This window comes from Streptomyces sp. NPDC002044 (genome assembly GCF_040296725.1).
In the GTDB taxonomy this organism is placed as follows: Bacteria; Actinomycetota; Actinomycetes; order Streptomycetales; family Streptomycetaceae; genus Streptomyces; species Streptomyces antarcticus.
This window is the reverse complement of the sequence record NZ_JBEOXU010000246.1, coordinates 1-5,819: the sequence shown is the minus strand read 5'-3', so window position 1 is coordinate 5,819 and position 5,819 is coordinate 1. Positions and strand designations below refer to the sequence as shown.

Here is a 5,819-nt window from a genome sequence, read left to right as displayed (position 1 = left end):
CGGCCCCGGCCGGCGGGGGGCTCCCCGCCCCCCTCCGGGGCTCGCGCCCGGGGCCCGGGCCGGCGGGGGGGGCCCCCGCAAGGGCCGAAGGGCCCGTCCCCTCGCGGGTACGGGCCCTTCGGCGCGTTTCGACGGGGCGCTCAGGGCGCGTACTCACCCGTCACGGCGCGTACTTGTAGCCCACCCGGCGCACGGTCTGGATCGCCCCGCGGTGGGCGGAGCCCAGCTTGCGGCGCAGCCGCGCGATGTGCACGTCCACGGTGCGGCCGTCACCGACGTGGCCGTAGCCCCAGACCGTGGTCACCAACTGGTCCCGGCTGTGCACCCGGTGCGGATGCTTGACCAGGTGGGACAGGAGCTCGAACTCCAGGTACGTCAGGTCGAGCACCTCGCCGTCGACCTCGGCGGTGCGCTGCGCCGTGTCGATCCGTACGAGCGCGTCGCCCGTCGTCCCGGCGGCGGCCTCCTGGGCCTGCGGGGCGGGAGCGGCGACGGCGTGCGGGGCGAAGGCGATCTGCGGCTGCTGGTCGGCGGGCACGAGGACCAGGTAGCCGACCATCGGGGGCTGGCCCGGCAGGGTGGGCAGGGTGTGCTGGGGTGCGGGCAGCCAGGTGGCGCCCGGCGGAAGCAGGTCCACGACCCGAGCGACCTCGTCCCGGTCCACGGCGCGCAGCCGGTGGCGCGGACTGGGGGGGAAGGTCAGGGGAGAGGTGGTCGCGGCAGAAGTGAGGGTTCGGGTGTTCGCCATGAGTGGTCAGCTCTTTCACGCGGAGTAGTCGGCAGGAGACGCACGTACGTCATCGATGTCGGTACCGCACAGACCGAAGGCCCCGGGGACGTTCTGGTGGGAGATCCCGGAGGCTTTAGAGGGCCGGCGCGTTCTTCGCGCGGCAACACACCCGGTCGAAATCGTCATGCTGACGAGACGGCCAGAACTGCTCGAGGTCGCTGCGACCTGACGAGGTGTACGAGTGGCTGGCCATGCGCCCATTCAAGCAGATGTCGGCCCGCCGGGGCAGACCCCGTCTCACACCGTGGAGCGGAATCTCATATTCAGTGTTCATCACGCCGTCACACCCTTACATTCCCGACATAAAATCCGGCTGCCGCGTCGCTTCCACCCGTCCGGCCCGGCCGTTCGTATCGCATCGTGGGCACGCTGCCGGGCACGATCGCGGGCAGGGCCCTGGGGCAACGCCGAACGCCCGCCGGTCCTCGTGGACTCGGCGGGCGTTCGGGGCCGGCCCGCCCACCCGTGGCGGGCCGGGCGGCGGGATCAGACCAGGCCGTCCTTCTCCAGGCCCGTGCAGCAGGTGTCCGTGATCAGCCGGGTCACCACGTACGGGTCCACGTTCGCGTTCGGGCGGCGGTCCTCGATGTAGCCCTTGCCGTCCTTCTCCACCTGCCACGGGATGCGGACCGACGCGCCGCGGTCCGAGACGCCGTAGCTGAACTCGTTCCACGGGGCCGTCTCGTGCAGACCCGTCAGGCGCTCGTCGATGCCCGCGCCGTAGTTCTTCACGTGGTCCAGCGGCTTGCTGCCCTCGCCCAGCGACTCGCACGCGGTGATGATCGCGCGGTAGTCCTCGCGCATCGCCTTCGTGGAGAAGTTGGTGTGCGCGCCGGCGCCGTTCCAGTCGCCCTTCACCGGCTTCGGGTTCAGCGTCGCGGAGACGTTGAAGTCCTCGGCGGTGCGGTAGAGCAGCCAGCGCGCGATCCACAGCTGGTCGGAGACCTCCAGCGGGCCGACCGGGCCGACCTGGAACTCCCACTGGCCGGGCATGACCTCGGCGTTGATGCCGGAGATGGCCAGGCCCGCCGCGAGACAGTGGTCGAGGTGCTTCTCGACGATGTCACGGCCGAAGATCTCGTCCGAGCCGACACCGCAGTAGTAGCCGCCCTGCGCGGCCGGGAAGCCGTTGACGGGGAAGCCGAGCGGGCGGGCGCCGTCGAAGAAGGTGTACTCCTGCTCGATGCCGAAGATCGGCTCCTGGCCGGCGAACTTCTCCGCGACCGGGCGCAGCAGGGCCCGGGTGTTCGACTCGTGCGGGGTCATGTCGATGTTGAGGACCTCGCACATGACGAGGACGTCGTCACCGCCGCGGATCGGGTCCGGGCAGGAGAACACCGGGTTGAGGACGCGGTCGGAGGCGTGGCCCTCGGCCTGGTTCGTGCTCGATCCGTCGAAGCCCCAGATCGGCAGCGCGTCCCCGTCGCCGAGGATCCTCGTCTTGGAGCGAAGCTTCGCCGTCGGCTCGGTGCCGTCGATCCAGATGTACTCAGCCTTGTAGCTCACGGGCCCCATCCTCAGACTCTGCGGGTGCTGCTGGTCGCTGCTTCATCGCTGCGGTGATGACCGCAGCGTGCCCGCCCGCGATTTCCCTTCCGTTGCCCGTGTGTGAACCCCGTGTTACCGAGGTTTACCCCGCAGGTCGGCCGGGTTGTGCGGGTGGGTGGCGGCGCCCCCGCCGACGTGGGGCAGACTGGTCGGGTGAGCATTTTGTCTGATGTGAACCCTGCCGGAGACCCCGCCGAGGGCCCCGCCGAACGTGCCGCCGATCAGGCCCCCGCAGGCCGCCGACCCCGGGTCGGACTGCTGGGGACCGGTCCCTGGGCGCACCGTACCCATGCCCCCGCGCTCGCCGCGCATCCCGGATCCGAGTTCGCCGGAGTGTGGGGGCGGCGCCCGGAGGCCGCCGCCGAGCTGGCGCACGCGTACGGCGTGACGGTGTACGAAGACGCCGACGCGCTGTTCGCCGACTGTGACGTCGTCGCCTTCGCCCTGCCGCCGGACGTGCAGGCGCCGCTCGCCGTGCGCGCGGCCGCCGCCGGCTGCCACCTGCTGCTCGACAAGCCCGTCGCGACGACCCTCCGGGACGCCCGGGCCGTCGCGGACGCGGTACGCCTCCACGAGGTCGCCTCCGTCGTCTTCCTCACCCTGCGCTTCGCCGAGCCCACCGCCGGCTGGGTCGGGGAACAGGCCGCCCGCCCGGGCTGGTTCACCGCCGCCGCCCACTGGCTCGGCGCCGTCTTCCCGCCCGACGGAACGCCCAGCGCGTACGCCGACTCGCCCTGGCGCAAGTCCAAGGGCGGGCTGTGGGACGTCGGCCCGCACGCCCTGTCCGTGCTGATCCCGATCCTGGGCGACGTCACCGCCGTCAGCGCCACCCGCGGCCCCTCCGACGTGGTCCAGCTGGCCCTGCGGCACACCTCCGGCGCGGCCAGCACCGCCGTGCTCAGCCTGGGCGCGCCGCAGGCCGCCGCCGGGGTGGGGCTGCAACTGCGCGGCACCGAGGGCGTGTACGAACTGCCCGACTGGAGCGACGTGCCGGGCGCCTACGGGCGGGCCCTCGACGCGCTGCTCACCGCCGCCCGCACCGGTGTGCCGGACGCGCGCGGAGCGGAGTTCGGGGCCCGGCTGACGGAGATCCTCGCCGAGGCGCAGGACCAGCTCCCGGCGGAGTGACGGCTGTCCGGCGGGCGCCCGGCACGGGCGTCCGCCGGGCTACTTGATCAGGGCGTTCGCCACGATGACGGCGAGGCCGATCGTGCCGTCCGCCAGGCCGATGAGCAGCGCGGAGCGGAGCCGGTAGCCGACCCGGACCGCCACGAAGGCGCCCCAGCCGAACAGCAGCGCCGTGTTCAGGCCGAGCCCGACGGCCGTCACCCCGTACGACTCCCAGTCGGCGAGGCCCGCGCAGACCAGCAGCAGGATGGTGGGGAGGGTGGCCACGACCATCGGCCACTCGTGCCACAGCGCCAGCGCGAGCAGGTGCCACCGGTGGCCGGGGCCGCCTTCCCGGTGGGTGGCCATGTGGTGGGCGTAGCCGTGTGCGGCGCCGGCGGTGACGGCGGTCACCAGGACCCAGCTGGCGTCGTAGAACGGCGTGTACTCCCCGCCCTTCTGGTCCAGCGCCGCGAGCAGGCCGCTGGCCAGGACCGTTCCGTAGACCCCGCCGAACATCCAGTCGGCGCCGCGCCGCGGTGGCGGGAGCGGAGTCCCGCCGGGCAGGGTCTGCGGGTGCTGATGCTCGTTCACTCCGGATCCTTTGGTGCGTTATGGGGTGGTTTGATGATGCGATCACCCTAGAGGGATCCGGTGTGAGGGCGCTGTCAGTGCGGGCCGCCCGCCGTCCCGGCCGGTACGTCGGCCGGTTGGTCGGCCGGTTGGTCGGCCAGTACGTCGGCGAGTGCCGTCAGCGCCCGCGCGAAGGCCGCGTCCGGCGGGGCCGCGTAGCCGACCACCAGGCCCTCGCGGGCCGGGGCCCGATCCGCCGGGTGCCGGTAGGAGGAGAGGCCGTCCAGCGCCAGGCCCGCCGCGCGGGCCGCCGCCAGGGCCGGGGCCTCGCCGCCCGCAGGGAGCTCCACCACGGCGTGCAGCCCCGCCGAGATGCCCGTCACCCGGGCCCGCGGGACCCGGTCCGCCAGGACGGAGACGAGCCGGTCGCGCCGGTCCCGGTAGTGCCCGCGCATCCGGCGGACGTGGCGGTCGTACGCACCGCACTCGATGAAGTCGGCCAGCGCCAGCTGGTCCAGCGCGCTCGCCCAGGACTCCCGCAGGCCCTTCGCGGCCAGCACCCGCTCGACCAGGTGGTCCGGCAGGACCAGCCAGCCGAGGCGGAGCGCGGGGGAGAGGCTCTTGCTGAGCGAGCCCGCGTACACCACGTGCCCGGGAGCCAGCCCCTGGACGGCGCCGACCGGTTTGCGGTCGTAGCGGAACTCCCCGTCGTAGTCGTCCTCCACGATCAGCCCGCCGGTGCGCCGCGCCCACTCCACCGCCGCCGCGCGCCGGGCGGGCAGCAGCCGGCCGCCGGTCGGGAACTGGTGCGCCGGGGTGAGCAGCGCCGTACGGGCCCGGTCCGGGAGTTCGGCGGTCCGCGCCCCGTCCGCGTCGACCGGGACGGGGTGCGGGCGGACCCCGGCGGCTTCGAGGATGCCGTGGTGGACGGGGAGCCCGTACGCCTCCACGCCCCAGTCCCGGGGCCGTACGGCGGCGAGGAGCCGCAGCCCGTTCGCGAAGCCGGAGCAGACCACGACGTTCTCGGGGCCGGTCCGCACGCCCCGCGCCCGGGACAGGTACGCGGCCAGCGCGCGCCGCAGTTCCGGGCGCCCCCGCGGGTCGCCAGGGCCGAAAGCCTCGGTCGGGGCCCCGGCCAGGGCCCGGCGGGCACTCGCGGCCCAGGGGCCCCGGGGGAAGGACGCGGGGTCGGGCTTGCCCTGGAGCAGGTCGTGGAGCGGCGGCCCGGGCGCGGGCCCGGCCGGGGCGGCCCGTACCGCGGCGGGCGCCGCGCCCTCGGCGACCCGCGTGCCGGAGCCCTGGCGGGCGGTGAACCAGCCCTCGGCGACCAGCTCCGCGTAGGCGTCGGCGACGGCGTTGCGGGCGAGCCCCAGGTCGGCGGCGAGGGTCCGGTAGGGCGGCAGCGGCGTCCCGCCGGCCAGCCGTCCGCTGCGCACGGCGTCGCGCAGCGCCCGGGCGAGCGCGGTCCGCCGGGCGCCCCCGGCGGGGAGCTCCAGGTGCAGGTCGGCGCCGGAGGCGGGGCGCTCGGCGGCGGGTTCCGGGTGCCGCCGCCCGGAGTCGGCGCGGGCGGCGGTCACGCGCCGGGCTCCGGGCGGAACGCGGCGGGAGCGGCCGTCAGGAAGCGGCGTACGGCGTCTCGTTCGGCGGGGCCGGAGGGGCCCGGCCCGGCGAGCGCCGCGTCGATCCGCGGCCCGGAGGACTCCCAGCCCGGCCGGACCGCCCCGGGAGACACGCGGAGCAGGTCGAGGTGCTCGCCCTCACCGAGGACGCCTTCCACGGCCTCGGGCCGGGCGACGTCGTC

Annotated in this window: 5 protein-coding genes and 1 pseudogene; 1 reads left to right on the top strand and 5 read right to left on the bottom strand. The window is 74.8% G+C overall.

From position 1 onward, the window contains the following. Positions 1–160: 160 nt before the first annotated feature. Both ABT106_RS30810 and glnII read right to left on the bottom strand, forming a co-directional pair. The gene (locus tag ABT106_RS30810; protein ID WP_351284033.1) at positions 161–748 is read right to left on the bottom strand and encodes a winged helix-turn-helix domain-containing protein; all 588 of its coding nucleotides are present in this window, start codon (positions 746–748) and stop codon (positions 161–163) included. Positions 749–1,276: 528 nt separating this feature from the next. Next, on the bottom strand, positions 1,277–2,296 hold the full coding sequence (glnII, locus tag ABT106_RS30805; protein ID WP_351284030.1) for a glutamine synthetase: 1,020 nt from the start codon (positions 2,294–2,296) through the stop codon (positions 1,277–1,279). Positions 2,297–2,509: 213 nt separating this feature from the next. On the opposite strand from glnII, the gene ABT106_RS30800 reads away from it, so the two are divergent. Then, positions 2,510–3,466 carry a Gfo/Idh/MocA family protein gene (locus ABT106_RS30800; RefSeq protein WP_502979532.1) on the top strand — a complete coding sequence of 319 codons (957 nt, stop codon included), beginning with the start codon at positions 2,510–2,512 and terminating at the stop codon, positions 3,464–3,466. A 39-nt stretch (positions 3,467–3,505) separates the two neighbouring features. On the opposite strand, the gene ABT106_RS30795 is transcribed toward ABT106_RS30800, so the two are convergent. From ABT106_RS30795 to ABT106_RS30785, 3 genes and pseudogenes are all read right to left on the bottom strand, one after another. Then, complete coding sequence (locus ABT106_RS30795; protein WP_351284028.1) at positions 3,506–4,039, bottom strand: hypothetical protein; 534 nt, start codon at positions 4,037–4,039, stop codon at positions 3,506–3,508. Between the two features lie 74 nt (positions 4,040–4,113). Beyond that, on the bottom strand, positions 4,114–5,514 hold the full coding sequence (pdxR, locus tag ABT106_RS30790) for a MocR-like pyridoxine biosynthesis transcription factor PdxR (protein ID WP_351284036.1): 1,401 nt from the start codon (positions 5,512–5,514) through the stop codon (positions 4,114–4,116). 77 nt (positions 5,515–5,591) lie between these two features. Continuing rightward, a pseudogene (locus ABT106_RS30785) lies at positions 5,592–5,819 on the bottom strand (hypothetical protein); the annotation flags it as partial.

Coding starts and splice junctions, on each gene's coding strand:
- ABT106_RS30810 (WP_351284033.1), bottom strand. CDS start 748: ATGGCGAACACCCGAACCCTCACTTCTGCCGCGACCACCTCTCCCCTG.